This window comes from Pseudomonas sp. RT6P73 (assembly GCF_054897715.1).
Map to the genome: position 1 here is coordinate 574774 of NZ_JBUBUV010000002.1, position 20667 is coordinate 595440.

20 protein-coding genes are annotated in these 20667 nt (G+C 60.0%); 7 read left to right on the top strand and 13 right to left on the bottom strand.

Translation table 11 applies throughout. From position 1 onward, the window contains the following. Window positions 1-251 precede the first annotated feature (251 nt). On the top strand, window positions 252-1028 hold the full coding sequence (locus ACYZT6_RS02895; protein ID WP_462025646.1) for an ABC transporter substrate-binding protein: 777 nt from the start codon (window positions 252-254) through the stop codon (window positions 1026-1028). A gap of 133 nt (window positions 1029-1161) precedes the next feature. On the opposite strand, the gene ACYZT6_RS02900 is transcribed toward ACYZT6_RS02895, so the two are convergent. The 5 genes from ACYZT6_RS02900 to ACYZT6_RS02920 form a co-directional block, all read right to left on the bottom strand. Next, on the bottom strand, window positions 1162-1788 hold the full coding sequence (locus ACYZT6_RS02900) for a helix-turn-helix transcriptional regulator (protein ID WP_462025647.1): 627 nt from the start codon (window positions 1786-1788) through the stop codon (window positions 1162-1164). A gap of 90 nt (window positions 1789-1878) precedes the next feature. Further along, entirely contained in the window at window positions 1879-3006 is a 1128-nt protein-coding gene (locus ACYZT6_RS02905) for an NAD(P)/FAD-dependent oxidoreductase (protein ID WP_462025648.1), read from the bottom strand. 145 nt (window positions 3007-3151) lie between these two features. After that, on the bottom strand, window positions 3152-4099 hold the full coding sequence (locus tag ACYZT6_RS02910; protein ID WP_462025649.1) for an ornithine cyclodeaminase family protein: 948 nt from the start codon (window positions 4097-4099) through the stop codon (window positions 3152-3154). Window positions 4100-4225: 126 nt separating this feature from the next. Next, complete coding sequence (gene rhlB / locus ACYZT6_RS02915) at window positions 4226-5713, bottom strand: ATP-dependent RNA helicase RhlB (RefSeq protein ID WP_462025650.1); 1488 nt, start codon at window positions 5711-5713, stop codon at window positions 4226-4228. 85 nt (window positions 5714-5798) lie between these two features. Beyond that, a complete protein-coding gene (locus tag ACYZT6_RS02920; RefSeq protein WP_462025651.1) occupies window positions 5799-6455 on the bottom strand; it encodes an alpha/beta hydrolase in 657 nt (218 codons plus the stop codon). Between the two features lie 468 nt (window positions 6456-6923). On the opposite strand from ACYZT6_RS02920, the gene ACYZT6_RS02925 reads away from it, so the two are divergent. The 4 genes from ACYZT6_RS02925 (at window position 6924) to ACYZT6_RS02940 (ending at window position 11100) form a co-directional block, all read left to right on the top strand. Beyond that, complete coding sequence (locus tag ACYZT6_RS02925) at window positions 6924-7952, top strand: amino acid ABC transporter substrate-binding protein (protein ID WP_461957330.1); 1029 nt, start codon at window positions 6924-6926, stop codon at window positions 7950-7952. A gap of 65 nt (window positions 7953-8017) precedes the next feature. Further along, window positions 8018-9199 (top strand): amino acid ABC transporter permease, encoded by a 1182-nt coding sequence (locus ACYZT6_RS02930; protein WP_462025652.1) that lies wholly within the window; start codon window positions 8018-8020, stop codon window positions 9197-9199. 10 nt (window positions 9200-9209) lie between these two features. Continuing rightward, window positions 9210-10307, top strand: coding sequence for an amino acid ABC transporter permease (locus ACYZT6_RS02935; RefSeq protein ID WP_462025653.1), 1098 nt, complete (start codon window positions 9210-9212; stop codon window positions 10305-10307). A gap of 28 nt (window positions 10308-10335) precedes the next feature. Next, on the top strand, window positions 10336-11100 hold the full coding sequence (locus ACYZT6_RS02940) for an amino acid ABC transporter ATP-binding protein (RefSeq protein ID WP_462025654.1): 765 nt from the start codon (window positions 10336-10338) through the stop codon (window positions 11098-11100). Between the two features lie 55 nt (window positions 11101-11155). Here ACYZT6_RS02940 and ACYZT6_RS02945 read toward each other — a convergent pair whose 3' ends face one another. After that, entirely contained in the window at window positions 11156-11638 is a 483-nt protein-coding gene (locus ACYZT6_RS02945) for a type II toxin-antitoxin system MqsA family antitoxin (RefSeq protein ID WP_462025655.1), read from the bottom strand. Then, window positions 11635-11946 carry a type II toxin-antitoxin system MqsR family toxin gene (locus ACYZT6_RS02950; RefSeq protein ID WP_462025656.1) on the bottom strand — a complete coding sequence of 104 codons (312 nt, stop codon included), beginning with the start codon at window positions 11944-11946 and terminating at the stop codon, window positions 11635-11637. Before ACYZT6_RS02950 ends, ACYZT6_RS02945 begins: the two co-directional genes overlap by 4 nt. 166 nt (window positions 11947-12112) lie before the next feature. Here ACYZT6_RS02950 and ACYZT6_RS02955 point away from each other — a divergent pair, with 166 nt between their 5' ends. Together ACYZT6_RS02955 and ACYZT6_RS02960 are read left to right on the top strand one after the other, a co-directional pair. Then, window positions 12113-12772, top strand: a complete 660-nt coding sequence (locus ACYZT6_RS02955; protein ID WP_462025657.1) for a FadR/GntR family transcriptional regulator — start codon at window positions 12113-12115, stop codon at window positions 12770-12772. Next, complete coding sequence (locus ACYZT6_RS02960; protein WP_462025658.1) at window positions 12762-14063, top strand: CynX/NimT family MFS transporter; 1302 nt, start codon at window positions 12762-12764, stop codon at window positions 14061-14063. Before ACYZT6_RS02955 ends, ACYZT6_RS02960 begins: the two co-directional genes overlap by 11 nt. Here ACYZT6_RS02960 and ACYZT6_RS02965 read toward each other — a convergent pair whose 3' ends face one another. The 6 genes from ACYZT6_RS02965 to ACYZT6_RS02990 all read right to left on the bottom strand — a co-directional run bounded on the left by ACYZT6_RS02965 (window position 14064) and on the right by ACYZT6_RS02990 (window position 20619). After that, window positions 14064-14714, bottom strand: coding sequence for a DUF1120 domain-containing protein (locus ACYZT6_RS02965; RefSeq protein ID WP_462025659.1), 651 nt, complete (start codon window positions 14712-14714; stop codon window positions 14064-14066). Window positions 14715-14788: 74 nt separating this feature from the next. After that, on the bottom strand, window positions 14789-15409 hold the full coding sequence (locus ACYZT6_RS02970) for a DUF1120 domain-containing protein (protein ID WP_462025660.1): 621 nt from the start codon (window positions 15407-15409) through the stop codon (window positions 14789-14791). Window positions 15410-15491: 82 nt separating this feature from the next. Continuing rightward, complete coding sequence (locus tag ACYZT6_RS02975; protein WP_462025661.1) at window positions 15492-16634, bottom strand: DUF1120 domain-containing protein; 1143 nt, start codon at window positions 16632-16634, stop codon at window positions 15492-15494. Between the two features lie 10 nt (window positions 16635-16644). After that, the gene (locus ACYZT6_RS02980) at window positions 16645-19113 is read right to left on the bottom strand and encodes a fimbria/pilus outer membrane usher protein (protein ID WP_462025662.1); all 2469 of its coding nucleotides are present in this window, start codon (window positions 19111-19113) and stop codon (window positions 16645-16647) included. A gap of 117 nt (window positions 19114-19230) precedes the next feature. Next, on the bottom strand, window positions 19231-19947 hold the full coding sequence (locus ACYZT6_RS02985; protein ID WP_462025663.1) for a fimbria/pilus chaperone family protein: 717 nt from the start codon (window positions 19945-19947) through the stop codon (window positions 19231-19233). A 51-nt stretch (window positions 19948-19998) separates the two neighbouring features. After that, window positions 19999-20619: a DUF1120 domain-containing protein gene (locus ACYZT6_RS02990; RefSeq protein WP_462025664.1), complete on the bottom strand. Its 621-nt coding sequence runs from the start codon at window positions 20617-20619 to the stop codon at window positions 19999-20001. Between the last annotated feature and the right edge of the window lie 48 nt (window positions 20620-20667).

The window sequence follows — 20667 nt, forward strand, 5'->3', positions numbered from 1 at the left end:
CTCCTACAGATTTTGTGTTGTTTACAAAACGTGCATACGACACAAAACCCGTAGGAGCGAGGCTTGCCCGCGAAGAGGCCATTGCATCCTCCAATATCTTCCTGACACACCACCCGACCGTTGGCCATCGCCCCGATTGACGACTAATACATAAAAGTCCATTATGGAATTATAAGTACAAAAAAGGCGTTTCCCGTTCCAGCTCTTTCTTCTGTCTTGCCAAACCAACAACAACCCGCGAGAGAACGAACATGAAGATATTCCCCCTCATCACCGGTCTGGCGCTGAGCTTGTTGGCGTGCAGCACGCTGTTCGCCGCCGACAAAACCCTGCGCATCGGCATCGAAGCCGCTTATCCACCCTTCGCGTCCAAGACCGACAAAGGCGAGATCGTCGGTTTCGACTACGACATCGGCAATGCCCTGTGCGCGCAGATGAAGGTCAAGTGTGTGTGGGTCGAAGGTGAATTCGACGGTCTGATTCCTTCTCTGAAAGTGAAGAAAATCGACATGGCGCTGTCGTCCATGACCATCAACGAAGACCGCAAGAAGTCGGTCGACTTCACCCACAAGTACTACTTCACCTCATCGCGTCTGGTAATGAAGGAAGGCGCGGCAGTGGATGACCAGTACGCCAGCCTAAAGGGCAAGACTGTCGGTGTGCAGCGTGCAACCACCACTGACCGTTACGCCACCGAGGTTTTTGAACCGAAGGGCATCAACGTCAAGCGCTACGGCAACAACGAAGAAATTTACATGGACCTGGCAGCGGGTCGCCTCGATGCCATTTTTGCCGACACTATTCCGCTGAGTGACTTCCTGGCGATGCCTCGTGGCAAGGGCTATGCCTTTACCGGGCCGGAGCTCAAGGATCCGAAGTATGTGGGTGAGGGTGCCGGGATTGCAGTGCGCAAAGGTAACAGCGAGTTGGTCGCTGAGCTGAACACGGCCATCGACGGTATTCGTGCGAGTGGCGAGTATCAGAAGATTTCCGAGAAGTATTTCAAGTCCGACATCTACGGCGACTGATCTACCGTCTTCGCGGGCAAGCCCGCTCCCACAGGGATCTACGTGAAGCACAGAATGTGTGTCTCATGAAAATCCTTGTGGGAGCGGGCTTGCCCGCGATGAGGCCCTATCAGTCAGCACACCTCTCAGGGCTTCAGCCCTTCAATTCCTTCAAATGCTTGTAAACAGTCGCCCGCCCCATGTTCAGCACATTGGCCACATAGTTCGAAGCGCTTTTGCCCTTGAAGGCCCCTTCGGCGTGCAGCGCCAGCACCAGTTCGCGTTTATGGTCGCGCGTCAGCAGGTTCAGGCTCAGCTGACGTTCACGCAGCCAGGCGTGCAGAAAGGTATTGATCCGCTCCTGCCAGTCATCGCGAAACAGTGAGTCCGGCTGCGGAATCAGCTTGCTTGGCGACAGGAACAGATCCAGAGCAGCCTTGGCATTTTCGAACAGCGAAATGTTCAGGTTGATGCACAGCACCGCCAGCGGATGGCCGTCGCTGTCGCGCAAGACACTGCTCAGGCTGCGAATCTTCTGGCCATCCCAATTGAGCTTTTCGTACGGCCCGATGTTCCGTTCGCTGACATCGTCGCTGAGCATGTCTTCCAGCGCGGCGTCATCGCCCACTTCCCGCTTGGACAGATTGTTGGCGATGTAATCGATTTTTTGCGTGCGCAGATCGTGCAGCACCACCTCGGCATGAGGGAAGAACAACGTGGCGATCGCATCGGCGATTGCCCGGTAGTTGTCCAGGGCCGGGTCTTTTTCAGGTGCGTTCATACAGTGGAGCTCCAGGCAGCGTCAGCGCCCTGCAAAAAGGGCGCTGGAAGTTTGCCGCAATCGTGTCGACACGTCACCTGAGGACGAAAATCAGCCCAGGCGAGCGGGGGAGAGCATCTCGGCGTCCAGGCCGAAACGGCTGAGCTGTTCTGGCAAGGCTTCACCGCGTACCAGCGCAGCGCCGGCCTGGCCCATGGCGGGTGATGTCTGGATGCCGTAGCCACCTTGTGCCGCGACCCAGAACAGCCCGGGCACGTGTTGATCGAAGCCGCAGATCAGATCGCCGTCAGAAACGAAGCTGCGCAGGCCGGCCCAGGTGCGGGTCGGACGGCGGATGGTCAGGGTGGTGGCTTCTTCGATCTGGTAGATGCCCATCGCAATGTCCAGCTCTTCGGGCTGCACGTCGTGGGGCTCGACCGGGTCGGCGTTGGCCGGCGAACCGAGGAACATCCCCGCGTCGGGTTTCATGTAGAAGGATTCGTCGAGGCTGACCAGCATCGGCCAGTGGTGAATGTCCACGCCCTCGGGGCCGGCGAAAATGAACGCCGCGCGACGTTTCGGTTGCAGGCCCAGCGGCTTGGCGCCGGCCAGTTCACCGATCTTGTCGGCCCAGGCACCCGCAGCGTTGATGATGATCGGAGCGCTGAAGGTCTGACCGTTGGTTTGAACCTGCCACAGGCCTTCGGCAGTACGCGTCAGGCTCAACACTTCGCTGTCGGTATGGACTTCGCTTTTATTGCGACGGATGCCGCGCAGGTAACCCTGGTGCAGGGCATCGGTATCGATGTCGCTGGCGGTCGGGTCGTAGATTGCGCCGTGGACTTTTTCCCGGCGCAGGATAGGCAGGCGTGCACAGGCTTCGTCGGCACTGAGCAGTTGCATCTCAGACACAGTGGCCTTGGCGCTCATGTATTGATTGTTCAGCTCGGCCGGATCGCCGGTGAAGTCCACAGTCATCTCGCCGCGCGGGGTCAGCAGCGGGTGTTCGCAGAAACCGGTGGGGGGCGCGTCGAAGAAGTCGCGGCTGGCTTGGGTCAGCGCCCGGACTTGCGGCGTGCCATAAGCGGCGGTGAACAGTGCGGCAGAACGTCCGGTGGAGTGATAGGCCGGATGGGATTCGCGTTCGAGCACGATCACCCGGGCGTGCTGCGAGAGCCAGAAGCCGGTGGAAGCGCCGGCAATCCCGCCGCCGATGATGATGAAATCTGCCTGGCTCATGAACGTCTCCTGTAGTGCGCAAATGCCATGGTTATAGATAATCCCTGTGGGAGCCGGGCTTGCCCGCGATGGCATCACCGCGGTGTGCCTGACAGAGCGCGGCGCTTGCATCGCGGGCAAGCCCGCTCCCACAGGGATTTAGGTGTTAGTGCTGTAGGCGGTAGATGGCATTGGCCAGCGCAATGTCTTCCAGGCCCAGCCCGATGGAACGGAAGAACACGTGACGATCGTAATCGGGGCGTGGCACCTTGCCGCTCAGCAGGTCCGGCAAGTCGCCAACGATGGCGCTCTTGTCCCAGCCATGTTGCTCACCGGCAATCAGCATTTCACCCGCCGAGCCCGGGGTGGTCTGACGATAGTCGCAGAACACTTGCATGTCATTGAGGCTCTGTGGTGGTACTTCATGGGCACGCGGAGCATTGGTGCTGATGGAGGTGATCAGCGCCGGTTTGCTCAAGCTGGATGGGTCGATCACCGGGCCTGCGGACGAAGTGCAGAGCATGATCACGTCGGCGTCGTGAATCGCCGCATCGCAACTCTCGGCGATGGTCAGGCGTGGATCGAGGCTTTTGAGCTGTGCCAGGGTTTCAGGATTTTTATCGCTCAGGCTCGGCGAGTAGAGGCTGATGCTCTGCCAGTCACGCAGATTCTTGACGTAATGCAGATGTGCCTGAGCGACCTTGCCGCTGCCGATGATCGCCAGACGCTGCGCTTTCAACGGGGCGAGGGCATAGACGGCGACGGCGGTGGTCGCGGCCGTGCGTGCGGTGGTCAGTTCGCCGGCATCGCAAAGCAGCAACGGTTGGCCGGTCTGCATCGACATCAACAACGTCCAGGCGGTCACCAACGGGCCTTGCTCGCGCACGATGTAAGGCGAAGTCTTGACCCCGTAGACGCCATCTTCGGCCAGCACGCCCAGGTAGTTGATGAAGTCGCCAGCGCCCTGAGGGAATTCCACCAGCTGCTGTGCCGGTTGCACCGCTTGCCCGGCGGCCAAATCGCGGAACAGTTTGCGCAGGATCTGCGGCACGTCAATCTGCGCCAGCAGCTCGCGGGCCTGGGGTTGGGTGATCACGTAAGGCGTACTGGACATGGTCGGCTCCGGGCACTGAAAGTAAACTAATTTGTCTATTATGGACTTTTAGTTGTATCGAGCAATATCGGGGCGAAAAAAAAGCGCAGCCCGTTGCCGGCTGCGCCCTTTTCAGTAAGGCCCGAGTTACGGGCGCTTACGCTCAACTGCCCGCAGTAGATGCGTCGGCGGCGTTTCACAGCTGATTTTCCGACCCAGCAACGCCTCGATAGACGGTAGCTGGTAGGAGTCATCTTCACCGGCGAAGCTGATGGACACGCCATCCGCGCCGGCACGACCGGTACGACCGATGCGGTGCACGTAATCGTCCGGGACCTCCGGCAACGTGAAGTTGATCACGTGGCTGATGCCGTCGATGTGGATGCCGCGACCGGCCACATCGGTGGCGACCAGCACGCGGATCTTGCCTTCGCGGAAACCTTCCAGGGTCTTGATGCGTTTGTGCTGCGGCACATCGCCGGACAGCTGCGCAGCGTTGACCCCGTCACGCACCAGACGCTCTTCGATGCGCCGCACTTCATCCTTGCGGTTGGCGAAGACCATCACCCGTTCCCAACCGTTGTCGTTGACCAGGTTGTAGAGCAGTTTGTATTTGTCGGCACCGGCCACGGCGTAAATGTGTTGCTCGACGTTTTCGCTGGCCACGTTCTGCGACTCGATCTCGACGATCGACGGGTCGGTGGTCCATTGCTTGGCCAGGTTCATCACGTCTTCGGTGAAGGTCGCGGAGAACAGCAGCGTCTGACGCTCGTCCTTCGGCGGAGTCTGGCGAATGATCTGACGCACTTGTGGGATGAAACCCATGTCGAGCATCCGGTCGGCTTCGTCCAGGACCATGACTTCGACCATGTCCAAGTGCACGTCGCCGCGCTGGTTGAAGTCGAGCAGGCGGCCCGGAGTGGCCACGAGAATGTCGCAGTGACGGGCTTCGAGGTGCTTGAGCTGCTTGTCGAAGTCCATGCCGCCGACAAACGTCATCACGTTGAGGCCGGTGTATTTGGTCAGGTCGGCGGCGTCCTTGGCGATCTGCACCACCAGCTCGCGGGTCGGCGCGATGATCAGCGCCCGCGGTTCACCCATGTAGCGTTCCTTGGGTGGCGGGGTTTCCAGCAGTTGCGTGATGATCGAAATCAGGAACGCGGCGGTTTTGCCGGTGCCGGTCTGGGCGCGACCGATGGCGTCTTTGCCCGCGAGGGTGAAGCCCAGCACTTGCGCCTGGATCGGCGTGCAATACGGAAAGCCCAGGTCCTGGATGGCGTGCATCAGTTCCGGAGCAAGTTTGAAATCGTGGAAACGGGTTTTGCCTTCCTGGGGTTCGACGGCGAAGTCTTCGAGTTTCCAGGGAATGACCGGCGCTTTCGGTTTCGGTTCGCGACGCGGTTTTGCAGGTTTCGGCGTTTCGCTGCTTGGTGGCTCGGCGGCGAAAGTCTCGACAGGTTGGTCGGCCGGTGTGGTCACAGGCTCGTGTTTCGGTGCCGCTACGGTTGCGGTCCGGCCAGGCTGATTACCGTCGGTGCGGTGGCTGGGGATGTGAGACGGAGCGCTGGGAACTGGCGCGAGCTGCTCAGTCTCGCTTTTACCGAACATTTTCTTGAGTGCTTTGAGCACGGTCATCTCATCGATTGGTTAAGGAATATACGCCGGCCAGTGTAATGCAAGAATCGGGCGCGGCGTAGGGGGATGGATCAATGGGGAGCTTTTAGCGTAAACGCTCGGCCAGCCAGACGCCGATGTCGCGAATTTCTTCGGGTAACACTTCGTGGCCCATTGGGTATTCCTGCCATGTCACGGTGACACCATGCTGCTTTAAGAACTCGTAAGCGGTGCGCCCCATGGCGTTTTGAACGACGTCATCGTACTGGCCGTGCAAAGACAGCACGGGAATGCGCTGCTGACTGGCGGAAAGCTCCAGTTCTTCGCTGAACGTCGGTGCATAAGTGGAGAGGGCAAGTACGCCACCCAACGGCCCCTGCCATTTCAGGAACGCGGTGTGCAATACGACGGCGCCACCCTGTGAAAACCCTGCAAGAAAAATCCGCGAGGCGTCTATTCCGCCGGCTTTCTGCTCTTCGATCAAATCAAAAACTCTTTGCGCCGAGGCCTCCAGCTGCTCACGACTGATTGCGCGCGCGGGGCTCATGGCTAATATGTCGTACCAGCTCGGCATCTCGTATCCGCCGTTGATGGTGACGGCGCGGGTCGGTGCCTGGGGAAGAACGAAGCGGGTGGTCAGCAGACTTTCCTGCAAGGCTTCGGCCACGGGCAGGAAGTCGTAGCGGTCGGCGCCCAGGCCGTGCAGCCATATAACGCAGGCGTCTGCGGGCTTGACGGGTTGAAGAATCAAGGGCTCGGTCATGGCTGCTCCAATTTTGTGCGTGCGCTCTCATTGAGTGCGAGAGGTGAGTGCGCGTCTGGTTGATCCGTTAAGAAGATGTCGCAAGGGTACAAGTTTTGCTATTGACCTGTCGCCGAACGGCTTCGGCGAGCGGTCTGGTACGGGCTTTGCTATAGGAAAGCCTGTACTGAAAATCCCACGCCTGGCGGTAACACTATCAGGCCATTGTGGTTGGTGGGATAGCAAAGAATCCGGTGATGGATGTTCGCCAGTGGCCGCTACGGGCTTCGCGAACGTGAAAGGGCTACAGCCCGTTCGGCCGATTGGTGAGAAGTGAGTGGTCCATGATTTGGATTTTCTCCTACTAGACTCATAGCGCAGGTCCTACGTCGGTTGACCCCAAAAAAAGCCAACACGGGTCGACTACGCCTCATAAGGGTGCGACAGGACTCAAGCTCCGACACAACAAGAGCAAAACTGGAGGTTTGAATGAAGATGTTGAAATCCACCCTGGCCATCGTGACTGCAGCCGCAGTACTCGGTGTCAGCGGGTTCGCTCAGGCGGGTGCAACCCTGGATGCAGTGCAGAAGAAAGGTTTCGTACAGTGCGGTGTAAGTGACGGTCTGCCGGGCTTCTCGGTTCCAGACTCTACTGGCAAGATCATCGGTATCGATGCTGACGTCTGCCGCGCTGTGGCCGCTGCCGTATTCGGCGACGCGACCAAGGTCAAATTCAGCCAGTTGAACGCCAAAGAGCGCTTCACCGCGCTGCAGTCCGGCGAAATCGACGTGCTGTCGCGTAACACCACCTGGACCAGCTCCCGCGATTCGGGCATGGGCCTGGTGTTTGCCGGCGTGACTTACTACGACGGCATCGGCTTCCTGGTGAATAACAAGCTGGGCGTGAAAAGCGCTAAAGAGCTCGACGGCGCCACCATCTGCATTCAAGCCGGTACCACCACCGAGCTGAACGTTTCCGACTACTTCCGCGGTAACGGTCTGAAATACACCCCGATCACTTTCGACACCTCCGATGAAAGCGCCAAGTCGCTGGAATCCGGTCGTTGCGACGTGCTGACTTCCGACAAATCCCAGCTCTACGCACAACGCAGCAAGCTGGCGACCCCGACCGACTACGTCGTTCTGCCGGAAACCATCTCCAAGGAGCCTCTGGGCCCGGTCGTGCGTAAAGGCGACGAAGAGTGGTTCAGCATCGTCAAGTGGACCCTGTTCGCGATGGTCAACGCTGAGGAAATGGGCATCACCCAGAAAAACGTTGAAGCTGAAGCCAAAGCCACCAAGAACCCGGACGTTGCTCGTCTGCTGGGCGCTGACGGTGAATACGGCAAAGACCTGAAAGTGAAGAAAGACTGGGTCGTGCAGATCGTCAAGCAAGTAGGTAACTACGGTGAAGTGTTCGAGAAAAACCTCGGCAAGGGCACTCCACTGGCCATCGACCGCGGGCTGAACGCTCTGTGGAACAACGGCGGCATTCAATACGCACCACCAGTGCGCTGATGGTTCTATCACCCGGTGGGCCAACCGCCGGGTGATGTTCTGTTCCATTACATCCGGGGCACTTCATGCAAAATTCAATCGGCGCACCAAAGCAGAGGCTCAGCCTCAGCGATCCCAAAGTGCGTGCGTGGCTATTTCAGATCATCACCATTGTGGCGGTGGTCTCGATGGGCTGGTACCTGTTCGATAACACACAGACCAACCTTCAACACCGGGGCATTACCTCCGGTTTCAGTTTTCTGGAGCGCAGTGCCGGTTTTGGCATCGCTCAACACCTGATCGACTACACCGAATCGGACAGCTATGCCCGGGTGTTTGTCATCGGCTTGCTCAACACGCTGCTGGTCACCTTTATCGGCGTGATCCTGGCGACGATCCTCGGGTTCATCGTCGGTGTGTCACGGCTGTCGAAGAACTGGATCATTGCCAAGCTGGCGACTGTTTATGTGGAAGTCTTCCGCAACATTCCGCCACTGCTGCAGATCCTGTTCTGGTACTTCGCGGTGTTCCTGACCATGCCGGGGCCACGCAACAGTCATAACTTCGGCGACACCTTCTTCGTCAGCAGCCGCGGCCTGAACATGCCGGCGGCGTTGACGGCAGAGGGTTTCTGGCCGTTTGTGGCCAGCATCGTCGTGGCCATTGTCGCCATCGTGCTGATGTGCCGCTGGGCCAATAAACGTTTCGAAGCGACCGGCGTACCGTTCCACAAGTTCTGGACCGGCCTGGCGCTGATCCTGGTGATCCCGGCATTGTGCGCATTGATCTTCGGCGCGCCAGTGCATTGGGAAATGCCCAAGCTGCAAGGCTTCAACTTTGTAGGTGGCTGGGTACTGATCCCGGAACTGCTGGCGCTGACCCTGGCCCTGACCGTGTACACCGCGGCGTTTATCGCCGAGATCGTGCGTTCGGGCATCAAGTCGGTCAGCCACGGCCAGACCGAAGCGGCGCACTCGTTGGGGCTGCGCAACGGTCCGACCCTGCGCAAGGTGATCATCCCGCAAGCCCTGCGCGTGATCATTCCACCGCTGACCAGCCAATACCTGAACCTGGCGAAGAACTCCTCGCTGGCGGCCGGTATCGGTTATCCGGAAATGGTGTCGTTGTTTGCCGGTACGGTGCTGAACCAGACCGGGCAGGCGATCGAGGTGATTGCCATCACCATGAGCGTGTACCTGGCGATCAGTATCAGCATTTCCCTGCTGATGAACTGGTACAACAAGCGCATTGCGCTGATCGAGCGGTAAGGAAAAGCGCATGAGTACTCATACATTCAAACCTGACATGCCTCCACCGAGCAGCAGCATCGGTGTGGTCGCATGGATGCGCGCGAACATGTTCTCCAGCTGGCTCAACACCCTGCTGACCCTGTTCGCGTTCTACCTCATCTACTTGGTGGTTCCGCCGATCCTGCAATGGGCGATCCTCGACGCCAACTGGGTCGGCACCTCCCAGGCCGACTGCACCAAGGAAGGCGCCTGCTGGGTGTTCATCCAGCAGCGCTTCGGCCAGTTCATGTACGGCTACTACCCGCCGGAACTGCGCTGGCGCGTGGACCTGACCGTGTGGCTGGCGGTCATCGGCGTGGCACCGTTGTTCATCTCGCGCTTCCACCATAAAGCCGTGTATGGCCTGAGCTTCCTGGTGCTGTACCCGATCATTGCCTGGTGCCTGTTGCATGGCGGCGTTTTCGGCCTGACCCAGGTGGCGACCAGCCAATGGGGCGGCCTGATGCTGACCCTGGTAATCGCCACCGTCGGTATCGCCGGTGCATTGCCACTGGGGATCGTTTTGGCGCTGGGCCGTCGTTCGAACATGCCGGCGATTCGAGTGGTCTGTGTGACCTTCATCGAATTCTGGCGCGGCGTGCCGTTGATCACGGTGCTGTTCATGTCCTCGGTGATGCTGCCGTTGTTCCTGCCCGAAGGCATGAACTTCGACAAACTGCTGCGGGCGTTGATCGGCGTGATCCTGTTCCAGTCGGCCTACGTCGCCGAAGTGGTGCGTGGCGGTCTGCAAGCGATTCCCAAAGGTCAGTACGAAGCGGCCGCAGCGATGGGCCTCGGTTACTGGCGCAGCATGGGCCTGGTGATTCTGCCGCAAGCCCTGAAGATGGTGATCCCTGGCATCGTCAACACCTTCATTGCGCTGTTCAAGGACACGAGCCTGGTGATCATCATCGGCCTGTTCGACCTGCTCAACAGCGTCAAACAAGCCGCCGCCGACCCGAAATGGTTGGGCATGGCCACTGAAGGCTATGTGTTCGCGGCCCTGGTGTTCTGGATTTTCTGTTTTGGTATGTCGCGCTATTCCATGCATCTGGAACGCAAGCTCGACACTGGGCACAAGCGCTAAGTCGCTACCTAATTTGGGAAGTTCTGTAATGAGCGAAGCAATCAAAAAGACAGTGAGCCCCGAAGGCATTATTCAGATGCAGGGCGTGAACAAGTGGTACGGCCAGTTCCACGTGCTGAAAGACATCAACCTGAACGTCAAGCAGGGCGAGCGAATCGTCCTGTGCGGCCCGTCGGGTTCCGGCAAGTCGACGACCATCCGTTGCCTCAACCGTCTGGAAGAACACCAGCAGGGCCGCATCGTGGTCGATGGCGTGGAGCTGACCAACGACCTCAAGCAGATCGAAACGGTCCGCCGTGAAGTCGGCATGGTGTTCCAGCACTTCAACCTGTTCCCGCACCTGACCATCCTGCAGAACTGCACCCTGGCGCCGATGTGGGTGCGCAAGATGCCCAAGCGCCAGGCCGAAGAAATCGCCATGCATTACCTGGAGCGCGTCCGCATTCCGGAGCAGGCGCATAAATTCCCGGGGCAACTGTCCGGTGGTCAGCAACAGCGTGTAGCGATTGCCCGTGCCTTGTGCATGAAACCGAAAATCATGTTGTTCGACGAACCGACGTCGGCACTCGATCCGGAAATGGTGAAAGAGGTTCTGGACACCATGATCGGCCTGGCAGAAGACGGCATGACCATGCTCTGCGTAACCCACGAAATGGGCTTTGCCCGTACCGTGGCCAATCGCGTGATCTTCATGGACAAGGGTGAAATCGTCGAGCAGGCTGCGCCGAACGACTTCTTCGATAACCCGCAGAATGAGCGGACGAAGCTGTTCTTGAGCCAGATTTTGCATTGATACCAGGATGACTGGTTAAACAAACCCGGCCTCGCGCCGGGTTTGTTTTTTACGCTCAGGTAACAGTTAGGGTTTCGTGCTCTTTGTGGTCTGTATGCTTGAACCCCCTCAAATCCGCCCCTTCACCCAGTGACTTCACATCAGCGAGCAAATGCGGATAGCGGTCAAGCAGGCGCATCAGCAGTACCAATGTTTTCGGAGGAAGTACTTCGCCACGCTCGTAACGGGAAAACGCGTTGTGCCCGCCACCGGACAGAAGTTGCACGGTTTCTTTTTGCGTCAGATGCAGTTTGCGACGGATTCGCTTCATCTCGTCGCCGATCATCTGCCTTGCTGCGATAACCAGTTCGTCGCCCGCATCTGAATGACGCTCTGAACAACTGTCGTCTAACTCGACCTCGCCACACATCTGGCATTCCCAGCCAGATAAATCATCTACGCGGCGCTCCATACCATTTACGCTCATGGTTTCGCCGCGACCCTCGAAATGTCGCATTCCTTCCCGGGCTCCACAGCTAAAACACTGCTGGGTTTTCATTGGGATTTCTCCTTGAAGGAGATTACGGGTGGGCCACCGCTGGGGCGATACGTCACCTTGATATAAATCTCCAGACCGTATGAGTTGATGTGGTAAACGTCTTGCCAGACGCGATGATCGTCATAGGTGGTCATCGACTTGAACAGCATCTTTCCCTGGAGCTCGAAAATGATCTCCCGCATCTCCACCAGGGTTAAGCCAAGTACCCTGCCGCCGTTTTTAGCCGTGCTGGTGAATGCTTTGCCCCCAAGTCGCCTGACATCCGCTTTGATCACCGCCAAGTCGTAATGGGGTGTGCTCTTTTCCATAAGAAACCTAAACCCTGTCCCTGAAATTACCCTTAAAGGGTAATTTTGACCAATCGAAAATCCCGCTCTATTCCCCTCTCCCTGACAGTAGGCGGTTGCCGTCCTACATGAAGCTGACTAACATGTCAGAAAATTCATCCTATGATTGGATGAAAGAGCGAATCCTATGTCAGACATTTCTCCACTCATTAAGCGATCCCTGGTCGATCAGGCCCTGGATCAGCTGCGTCAACGCATCAGCGACGGCGCCTGGCAGGTTGGCCAGCGTCTGCCCACCGAGCCAGAGCTGTCCACCGAGTTGGGCATCAGCCGCAACACGGTGCGTGAAGCCATGCGCGTATTGGCATTTTCCGGGCTGATCGAAATACGTCAGGGCGACGGCAGTTACCTGCGGGCGGTGATCGATCCGCTGGACACCATGAAAGCCTTGTCGCGCTGCTCCCACGAGCAGGCCCGCGAGACCCGGCACATCCTTGAAGTCGAAGCCATCGGCCTCGCTGCCCTGCGCAGAACGGACGAAGACCTGGTGGCATTGCGCGAAGCACTGGGCGTCAGCGGCAGCCACTACCACGGTGATCTCGACAGCTACATCGCCTGCGATCTGGTGTTCCACCGCCGTCTGGTGGACGCCGCGCACAACCCGACCCTCAGCGAGTTGTATCGCTATTTCTCCAGCATCGTCGGCGCGCATTTGCGCCAGACCCTGAACATCTCCCCTCGACGCCAAGAGGTGTTCGACCTTCATATCGAACTGCTTGATGCCGTCGAGCAACGCGATCCGGAACGGGCCAAAGCCCTGTCGAGGCAGTTGATCAATGAACCTTGAAACCGAGAACTCCATGTCTAGCCACAACACCACTCAACCCAAGCGCACCGCAGAACTCGAAGAGCTGCTGATCGACGCCGAGGCCGATGACGAAGAGGTCCAGCAAAGTCACCCGATCCTGCGGCGTCCGTGGCTGTTGCTGCTGGGTCTGATTCTGGTGGCGCTGAACTTGCGCCCGGCGCTGTCGAGCATGGCGCCGATGCTCAGCGAAGTCTCGAAGACCCTCGGCTTGTCGGCGGCCGAGGCCGGGTTGCTGACGACGTTGCCGGTACTCTGCCTCGGCTTGTTCGCTCCGTTGGCGCCCTTGCTGGCGCGACGTTTTGGCGCCGAGCGCGTGGTGTTGGGCATTCTGCTGATGTTGGCCGGCGGGATCATCCTGCGCAGTTCGTTCGGTGAGATCGGCTTGTTTGCCGGTAGCGTCCTGGCCGGCGCGAGCATCGGTGTGATCGGCGTTTTGTTGCCGGGCATCGTCAAGCGCGATTTCCCGAAACAGGCCGGGACAATGACGGGCGTCTACACCATGGCGCTATGCCTGGGCGCGGCGATGGCGGCGGGTGCAACGGTGCCGCTGAGCGAGCATTTCGACCAGAGCTGGGCCCTGGGTCTCGGTTTCTGGGTGATGCCGGCGCTGGTCGCGGCGATTTTCTGGTTGCCGCAAGTCGGCCAGAAACACGGCGCACATAACGTTGCGTATCGGGTCCGCGGTCTGTTGCGTGATCCTCTGGCTTGGCAAGTAACGTTGTACATGGGCCTACAATCGTCGCTGGCGTACATCGTGTTTGGATGGTTGCCGTCGATCCTGATCGGTCGCGGCCTGACACCGACCCAGGCCGGCCTTGTGCTCTCGGGCTCGGTGATCGTCCAGCTGGCCAGTTCTCTGGCGGCGCCCTGGCTGGCGACTCGCGGCAAGGATCAGCGTCTGGCGATTGTGGTGGTCATGCTGCTGACCCTCGGCGGTCTGTTTGGCTGTCTCTATGCGCCGATCGAAGGCTTGTGGGGCTGGGCGATTCTGCTCGGCCTGGGGCAGGGCGGTACGTTCAGCCTTGCGCTGACCCTGATCGTGCTGCGATCGCGCGATGCCCATGTTGCGGCCAACCTGTCGAGCATGGCCCAGGGCTTCGGTTACACCCTGGCGTCGATGGGGCCGTTCGCGGTGGGTATCGTGCATGACTGGACCGGGGGCTGGACGGCGCTGGGCTGGATCTTTGGCGTGATCGGTCTCGGCGCAATTGTTGCTGGCCTTGGCGCCGGGCGTTCGTTGTATGTGCAGGTGGTCAGCGAAAAGGTCTGACTACAGGTAAACAACGTCCAGCGTCGCCGAACCGTCGAGTTGCACCTCGGCGCTCAGGTCCAGCTCGGAGGTGGGCGCGATGACCGTTTCGACCGTCACCCGGCTGGTCAGCGTGCGGATGGCAATCGGGCCGGCGTTGCTGCCCGCTCTGTCGGTAAAGCCGAGATAGCTTTTGGCACCAATCGGAATGACCTGGCTGTTCGACGAACTCCAGGCTTTGCCACCCGTGGTGGAATCGGTTCGATAGACCTGCGTCAGGTCGTCCGCCACGGTGCTGGCCGGATCGAAGTTCAGTGAATACAAGCCGATTTTATTGTGGCTGCGGTCGTGGTTCAGGCCGTAGTAAATCTCGCTGTTGACGATCGCCGAGCCGTCGCGGTTGTCGCGCATCAGCAGGGCAAAACGCGCGGGCGCATTGCATTGAATGTTGAGGTCAAGCGTCTGGTCGCGCAATCGCGTGCGCTTGTCGACGCTGAGGTCCTGCCGGGAAATTTTTCCGAAGTCGACGAGGCCGTTGTTGGACAGCATCGGTGTGCAAGCGCGTGGGGTGAAAAGGCCCGTGACCGTCAGGTCCGTCGACGAGGCGGCGAAGGTGAGCGGCGACGCCAGGGCGATAAACGCCATCGTCAGAGCGTGTGGGATTTTTTTCATGGGACAGTTTTCGCTTTGTGTGGTTAGCGGAATCAGTCCTTGCCCGAAGCGTGACCTCGGGCAAGGTGCACGGCTTACAGGTACTTCATTTCAAATGTTGCTGAACCGTCGATAGCGACATCGTCGGTTAAGGTGAGGCTGTCGGCGCGGGTAATGAAGGTGTAAATCGTCAGCTCCATGGTGAGGTCTTTCACGGAGATTGGAATGAGAGTGCCGACAGCGCTTGTCGATGTGAGGTTGTCCTTGAGGATCTGATAGATGCGCGTCCAACTCGTACCGTTATCAATTGATCTGATCGAGTGCACAGGTTGTCCGTCCGCAAGAGCGCTTTGGATCGATGGCGTGAAATAACCTATTTTTTCGTTATTGCCGGTCAAGCCCAATCCGAAATACTGGCTGGCCGATGATGTTCCGGCTTTGTTATCTATGCCGTTAAGTGCAAATAGTGTTGACGCGTCACACGCGACCGTCAATTGCATCGGATGACTGCCTACTCTCGTGTAACTTGTCAGGTTGAGGTCTTTTGCCTGCACCTGGCCGACGTCGACCAATCCTCCTTCGGACAGCGAAGGTGTACACGCTTTCGGCGTAATGAGACCTGTGACAGTCAGGTCAATGCTCGAAGCCGCCAATGCATTAGGCGCAACGCCAATCAACGCGGTGGCGGAGAGTGCTGCAAAGTACTTTTTAATCATTGTTTACTCACTTCTACGGTTGTGTCCTGACTGCCCGGAAACGCTCAAGTGCGCCCCGGATCCAGCAGGATCGGGTTGGGTGCTACAGATAAATAATCTCGATCGTCCCCGCGCCATCGAGCTCGATGGCGGTGCTCAGGTCGAGGCTGCTGGTGGGGGCGATGACGGCGTCGAGGGTCAACGTGGTGCTGAGGTTCTGGATCAGCACCGGGCCGGCACTGCTGCCGGCGCTGTCGGTGAACGCCAGGTAACGGATTTGGCCGATGGGGATCGGGTTGGCGCTGCCGGTGCTCCAGGCCGTGCCGGCGGTGGAGGAGTCGGTTCGATAGAGGCGGGCGAAGCCATCGGCATTGGCGCCGGCCGGGTCCACATTCAGTGAGTACCGGCCAATCTTGTTGCCGCGGCTGTCCTTGCCCAGCCCGTAGTCCATCTCGCTGTCGACTGTCGCCGAGCCTGCGCGGTTGTCATGCATGATCAAGGCGAAGGACGCCCGCGCGTCGCAGCTGACCATCAGCGTCAACGATTTGGGTGGCAGGCGTGTGTCTTTGTCTGCGTTCAGGTCTTTCTTTGACAGAGTGCCGAAGTCGACCACACCGCCGTTGGAGAGCACCGGCTCGCAGGCTGCCGGAGCGAAGCGGGCGCGCAAGGTCGCCTCGCGGGTGCGTCCGGCGGCGACGGCGTCGAACACCCCGTAGGCTTCCCAGGTCACCGCGTCACGCACCTGCATCCCTTGCTCTTGAACCCAGGCGGTCAACTCAAGTTGCGCCGAAAAACTGCGACCCTGCACCGGCACGCCGGCCTGTACCGGCACGACCCCGTGTTCCGGTCGCCAGATCAGGTTCGACGCCGTTTCGGCCGGCGGTTGACCGACCCCGGCAATCAGTCCGATCTCCACCGACTGGCCGTCAAGCACGGCGTCGCGAATCCGTATCTGATAGCTGCCGCGTTCGGCAAAGTGAAAGCGCTCGGCGGTCGCGGCCATGGCCCGGTAAAACAGACTCATGTCGATGGGCTGCGAACAGCTCAACGTCAGGCTGAGCGGGCGCTCACCGAGGTTTCGTTCCAGTGCCGAATCGGGGCGGATCGCCCGGTTCATCAGCCCGTAATCGAGCACCGGAGGGTTCAGGTTGAACTGACAGTCGTCAGTCGACGCTTTGGTCAGTGGAGTGAATCCGCTCATTACCAGGGGCGCGAGGGTCAGCAGCAGATAGCGTGGCAGGTTCATGAAGTCATCCTCAGAGGGCTCGGCACTGGGCGGGGGCGGTTTCGTAGTACGCATGGGTGTCCGCGTCCGCGGGCAGTTCGAAGTGCAATTCGCAGCGCTCCAGCCCCGGTGCGCTGATCCACAGCGCGCGGCGGTCGAAAACGTTGGGCAAAAACACCAGGCCGCCGTCCTGCACCAAGGTCACGAACTCGCCATCCTCAGTGTTCACGGCGGCACCGCGCGGCAGGGGCGCGCCGTTGGCGGTGGTGGCCTTGAGCAAGGCTCGACGGGTCATCGTGATGCCGAATTCAACGTTGTCGACCGCACCGCGACCAGCCGAAATCACCGCCAACCCGTTGTGAATGTCGGCGTTGCGCGGCAGGGTTTTGGTGTCGACTTCAACCGGGCTGTTGCCGTATGCCGCCACCTGCGCAATCACCGCCTGACCTTGCCAGTCGGTCCACACCGGACCGCTGGGCGTCGACACTTTGATCGAACCCAGGTCGCCCACCGACAGCAGCCCAAAGGTGTCGCTCACCGGGTAGGGCGACAGCGTCACGCCACCGCCGTGGAACACGGCGCCGCCACGGGCGCTGGCCTGATAGCTGGAGCGTTCGGCATCGGCGCGGGTGTAGTTGAGATCAAGCTGGGTGTAGCGCGGCAGCAGCGAAACGCCGGCCGTGGACTGCACTTGTTTGTTGCGCGTGTCATGTTCGACGCCAACCCTGTACGCCAGTTGATCGTTGACCTGCTCACCCAAGCCGACGCCGCTGCGGTATTCGCCCGCGGAACTGCGCACCCACGTGCGCGCTCGGCGGTTCTCGCCCAACGGAATGCTGAGGTTCACGTAGACACTGTCATCGTTGCCGCTCGCGCCACTGACCTGCCATTCGGCGGTCGCCGAGACAGACACACCACCGAGGCTGGTGCCCCAGGAGGCGAGGGCGCGGCTGCTGCTTTGGCCATCGAACGAGCTCGACCGGGTGAACCCGCTGCTGAAGGCGCCGAGCCATGGATGCGACCACGACAGGGCCACGCTTTGCTGATCGCGGTAACGGGACTTGCTGTCGTCGGAAGTGGTGTCGAACACCGCCTCTTCCAGTTCCCGGTAGCCCAGGGTTCGGTAGGAGCTGCCGGCATTGAGCGCCCACTGTTCGCTCAACCGTTGCGAGACGCTCAGGTCAGCCTGAAGTCCCTGACTGGCTTGTCTGCCACCGGCATCTGCGCCGGTCAGCGTGGCTTGTACCAGGGTGGCAGGCGAGGGCAACAGGCCGACGCTGGCACCCGCTGCGCGATAGTCGGCGGCGCCGGTCAGGCCGGCGCTGAGCAACACTTGCGGGGTGAGCGCACCGCTCCAGCCGCCGCTGATCACCCAGGGATCGCCACCCTGCGCGTCACCGACACTGCGCACCTGGCCGGCACCGAGCGAATAACCGGGCGCTGGCAAACTGACCCCCAGCATCGCGGCAGGCACGGTAAAACTGCGCTCGCTGCCATCGGCCTCTTTGATCGTGACCTCAACGTCGGAGCGCGTGTTGAGCCGTCGCACGTTGGCGAGCGCGAACGGGCCGGCGGGCACCACCGTGGAATGGATCAGCGAACCGTTCTGGCGGACCTCAACCTGGGCCTGACTGTTGGCGATCCCTTCGATGACTGCGCTTTGCCCTTCGACCTGAAGCGCTTGCTCGTTCAGCACTTGCACGCCGGTGATCTGCGCACCGGCGAGCACCGGGTTGTAGAGGTTGATCTGACCCGCCTGCAGCACCGCTTCCCGGCTGGCGAAGGTGCGCTGGGCGTAGGCCGCAATGTGCGTGGTGCGGGAAATGTCGTCCTGCCAGGTCTGGACCTGACGGCTGCGCACGATCCAGTCAGCGGCATTGAAGCCGAGTTCGGTGTTGGCCGAAGCGTAGCGGCTCGAACTGTCCCCTGAGCGGCTGTGCAAACCGGTGACGTCGTAGTTGAGCAAACCGGCGATGCCGCCGGTTTGATAGCCGGAAAAATCCCGGGCAGTAGGGCGTATCGCATCGGTGGGCACGATCAACGACAGGGCGAGGCTCGCGGGGTCCGGTTCGATGACGGTTTGCGGCGCGGTGCCAAGAAAATCGTGGCACTGGCCATCATCCAGAGTAAGCGCGGGCACCTCCAGGTTCGCCGCATCGAGCAGCGCGCGATCGAAGCACAAGGCCCCTTCGCGATTGAACGTGACGTCGACCCGGCCCTGGCGCTGGCCGTTGACGCTGAGCGTGACCGGATGCCGGCCGGCCGTGAACCGCGGTGCCTGCATCAGCAACGTCGCCAGCGCCGGATCAATGCCTCGCTGCAGCAATGTGTCCTTGTCGAACGACGCCGGCAACAATACCTCTCCGTGGGCGTCGAGCATCATCAGCGCGTTGCTCAGCAGCAACGCCATCGTGGTTCGCCGCCGCCATGGATGAGAGCGAGCGCCGGCCCGAATAACGGGCACGGCTTCGCCATCACGGTAAATCGATACTGTGGTCATCAGGTTCACTTGGGTTATTGCGGAGTGCGGTTACGGGCACGCCCTGGCAACGGCCCAGCGGCCGTCGCCTTGAAAACATGAGAGTTCATCGTTCCTTGATGACGCCATCAGGATGGTTCAGGACTGGATGGGCGCCTCGTAATGCGGCACCGCAAAGCCGTAGACCGTCGCCGGTTGAAAACGCACCTGCGTGGCGGCGCCTTCGGGCACCTTGATGCTGATGTGCTCACCGGGCAGCACGTAGGTTTTAGGCAACATCGCGTTGCCCGCTGCCGGCAGCAATTGCACTTCCTGGCCCAGACGGACCACGTAAGGCGTGTCGTTGCGCACGGTCAGTTGACCGTCCTTCAGCGACCATTGCAGGTCGGTCCATGGCGTGCGATTGGGCGCCAGTCCTTTGGGGTGCAGGATCACCGGCAGGTTCTGGCGTACTGTCACGCCGACCCGTGCCTGCCCCGCCTTGGCGGCGGCTTTGCCCTGGGGGATGCCTTCGAAGATCACCCGCTTCAAGCGCTGAGTGAGCAGGGGTTTTTCCGATTGCAGAATGAATCGCACCAATTGGGTTTTGCCCGCTTCGACGCGTGCCAACGGTGGCGTCACGAACACCAGCGATTCGCTGTCCTCGGCAATGTCTTCGAGGGTGACGTGCATCAACGCCAGGTTGGCATCGGTATTGGTCACCGACACGGACGCTTCGCCGTCGGCCTCGTTGACGATGACCACTGAAGTGTTCGGCACCATGCCGTCGGCCTGAGCGTATGCGGTCAACAGCAAGGCGAATGCGCCGATGCCGGAATGGAACAGATGACGGGTGACTTTGGAAAACATCGTCATGACGTGTCTCGTTGAATGTTCAAAAAAATTGCAGCCGGAATCACCGACCTATCAATAGTTCAGCTGCACGGTGACATGCCCATCGATGGGGATTTCGTCGGTCAGCGTCAGGTCGTTCGCGCGAACGATCGTGGTAAACGCCGTGACCCGAGCGCGCAAATCCTTGATGGCGATCGGTGTGCTCAGGTCGCTCAACGCCGCGAACGCGGTCCGGCCGGCGTGTCCCAGGTAGGAGGACACTCGCCAGGAGGCACCGTCGTTGAGTGAAATGATGGTCTTCACCGCCGCCCCATCGGCCACCGTATCGAACAGGCCGAACGCAACACTGCCCAGGTTCTGGTCGTCGTTGACGACGCCCAGCCCGTGACTATTGGGGTGGAAGACGGAAGAGCCTGCGCGGTTGTCGATCGTCGTCAGGTTAAACAGCGTGGCGGCATCGCAATTCACCTCCAAATACAACGTGCCGTTTTCCAGGGCCGTGGGCTGGTCCGGTCTCAGATCTTTCACCGTCACTTTGCCGTGGTCGACGATGCCGCCGCCGGACAGGCTGGGTGTGCAGGCGCTGGGTGTGATCAGGCCGGTGACGCTCAGTTCGGTGCTGCTGGCGGCGAAGGCTGCGGGCGCGCCGATGAGCAACAGGGGAATCAATAGAGCGAGGGAGCATCTGTCCATGATGGGTCGTCCTTTGAGTGAGCGGGCATCGCCGTTTGCCGGGTGTTG

Excerpts from the sequence above, each read along its gene's own strand:
- ACYZT6_RS02960 (WP_462025658.1), top strand. The coding sequence starts at position 12,762 with ATGAACCTTGAAACCGAGAACTCCATGTCTAGCCACAACACCACTCAA.
- ACYZT6_RS02985 (WP_462025663.1), bottom strand. The coding sequence starts at position 19,947 with ATGACGATGTTTTCCAAAGTCACCCGTCATCTGTTCCATTCCGGCATC.
- ACYZT6_RS02980 (WP_462025662.1), bottom strand. The coding sequence starts at position 19,113 with ATGACCACAGTATCGATTTACCGTGATGGCGAAGCCGTGCCCGTTATT.
- ACYZT6_RS02970 (WP_462025660.1), bottom strand. The coding sequence starts at position 15,409 with ATGATTAAAAAGTACTTTGCAGCACTCTCCGCCACCGCGTTGATTGGC.
- ACYZT6_RS02935 (WP_462025653.1), top strand. The coding sequence starts at position 9,210 with ATGAGTACTCATACATTCAAACCTGACATGCCTCCACCGAGCAGCAGC.
- rhlB (WP_462025650.1), bottom strand. The coding sequence starts at position 5,713 with ATGACCGTGCTCAAAGCACTCAAGAAAATGTTCGGTAAAAGCGAGACT.
- ACYZT6_RS02945 (WP_462025655.1), bottom strand. The coding sequence starts at position 11,638 with ATGAAAACCCAGCAGTGTTTTAGCTGTGGAGCCCGGGAAGGAATGCGA.
- ACYZT6_RS02930 (WP_462025652.1), top strand. The coding sequence starts at position 8,018 with ATGCAAAATTCAATCGGCGCACCAAAGCAGAGGCTCAGCCTCAGCGAT.
- ACYZT6_RS02990 (WP_462025664.1), bottom strand. The coding sequence starts at position 20,619 with ATGGACAGATGCTCCCTCGCTCTATTGATTCCCCTGTTGCTCATCGGC.
- ACYZT6_RS02920 (WP_462025651.1), bottom strand. The coding sequence starts at position 6,455 with ATGACCGAGCCCTTGATTCTTCAACCCGTCAAGCCCGCAGACGCCTGC.
- ACYZT6_RS02975 (WP_462025661.1), bottom strand. The coding sequence starts at position 16,634 with ATGAACCTGCCACGCTATCTGCTGCTGACCCTCGCGCCCCTGGTAATG.
- ACYZT6_RS02940 (WP_462025654.1), top strand. The coding sequence starts at position 10,336 with ATGAGCGAAGCAATCAAAAAGACAGTGAGCCCCGAAGGCATTATTCAG.
- ACYZT6_RS02955 (WP_462025657.1), top strand. The coding sequence starts at position 12,113 with ATGTCAGACATTTCTCCACTCATTAAGCGATCCCTGGTCGATCAGGCC.
- ACYZT6_RS02910 (WP_462025649.1), bottom strand. The coding sequence starts at position 4,099 with ATGTCCAGTACGCCTTACGTGATCACCCAACCCCAGGCCCGCGAGCTG.
- ACYZT6_RS02905 (WP_462025648.1), bottom strand. The coding sequence starts at position 3,006 with ATGAGCCAGGCAGATTTCATCATCATCGGCGGCGGGATTGCCGGCGCT.
- ACYZT6_RS02950 (WP_462025656.1), bottom strand. The coding sequence starts at position 11,946 with ATGGAAAAGAGCACACCCCATTACGACTTGGCGGTGATCAAAGCGGAT.
- ACYZT6_RS02925 (WP_461957330.1), top strand. The coding sequence starts at position 6,924 with ATGAAGATGTTGAAATCCACCCTGGCCATCGTGACTGCAGCCGCAGTA.
- ACYZT6_RS02965 (WP_462025659.1), bottom strand. The coding sequence starts at position 14,714 with ATGAAAAAAATCCCACACGCTCTGACGATGGCGTTTATCGCCCTGGCG.
- ACYZT6_RS02900 (WP_462025647.1), bottom strand. The coding sequence starts at position 1,788 with ATGAACGCACCTGAAAAAGACCCGGCCCTGGACAACTACCGGGCAATC.
- ACYZT6_RS02895 (WP_462025646.1), top strand. The coding sequence starts at position 252 with ATGAAGATATTCCCCCTCATCACCGGTCTGGCGCTGAGCTTGTTGGCG.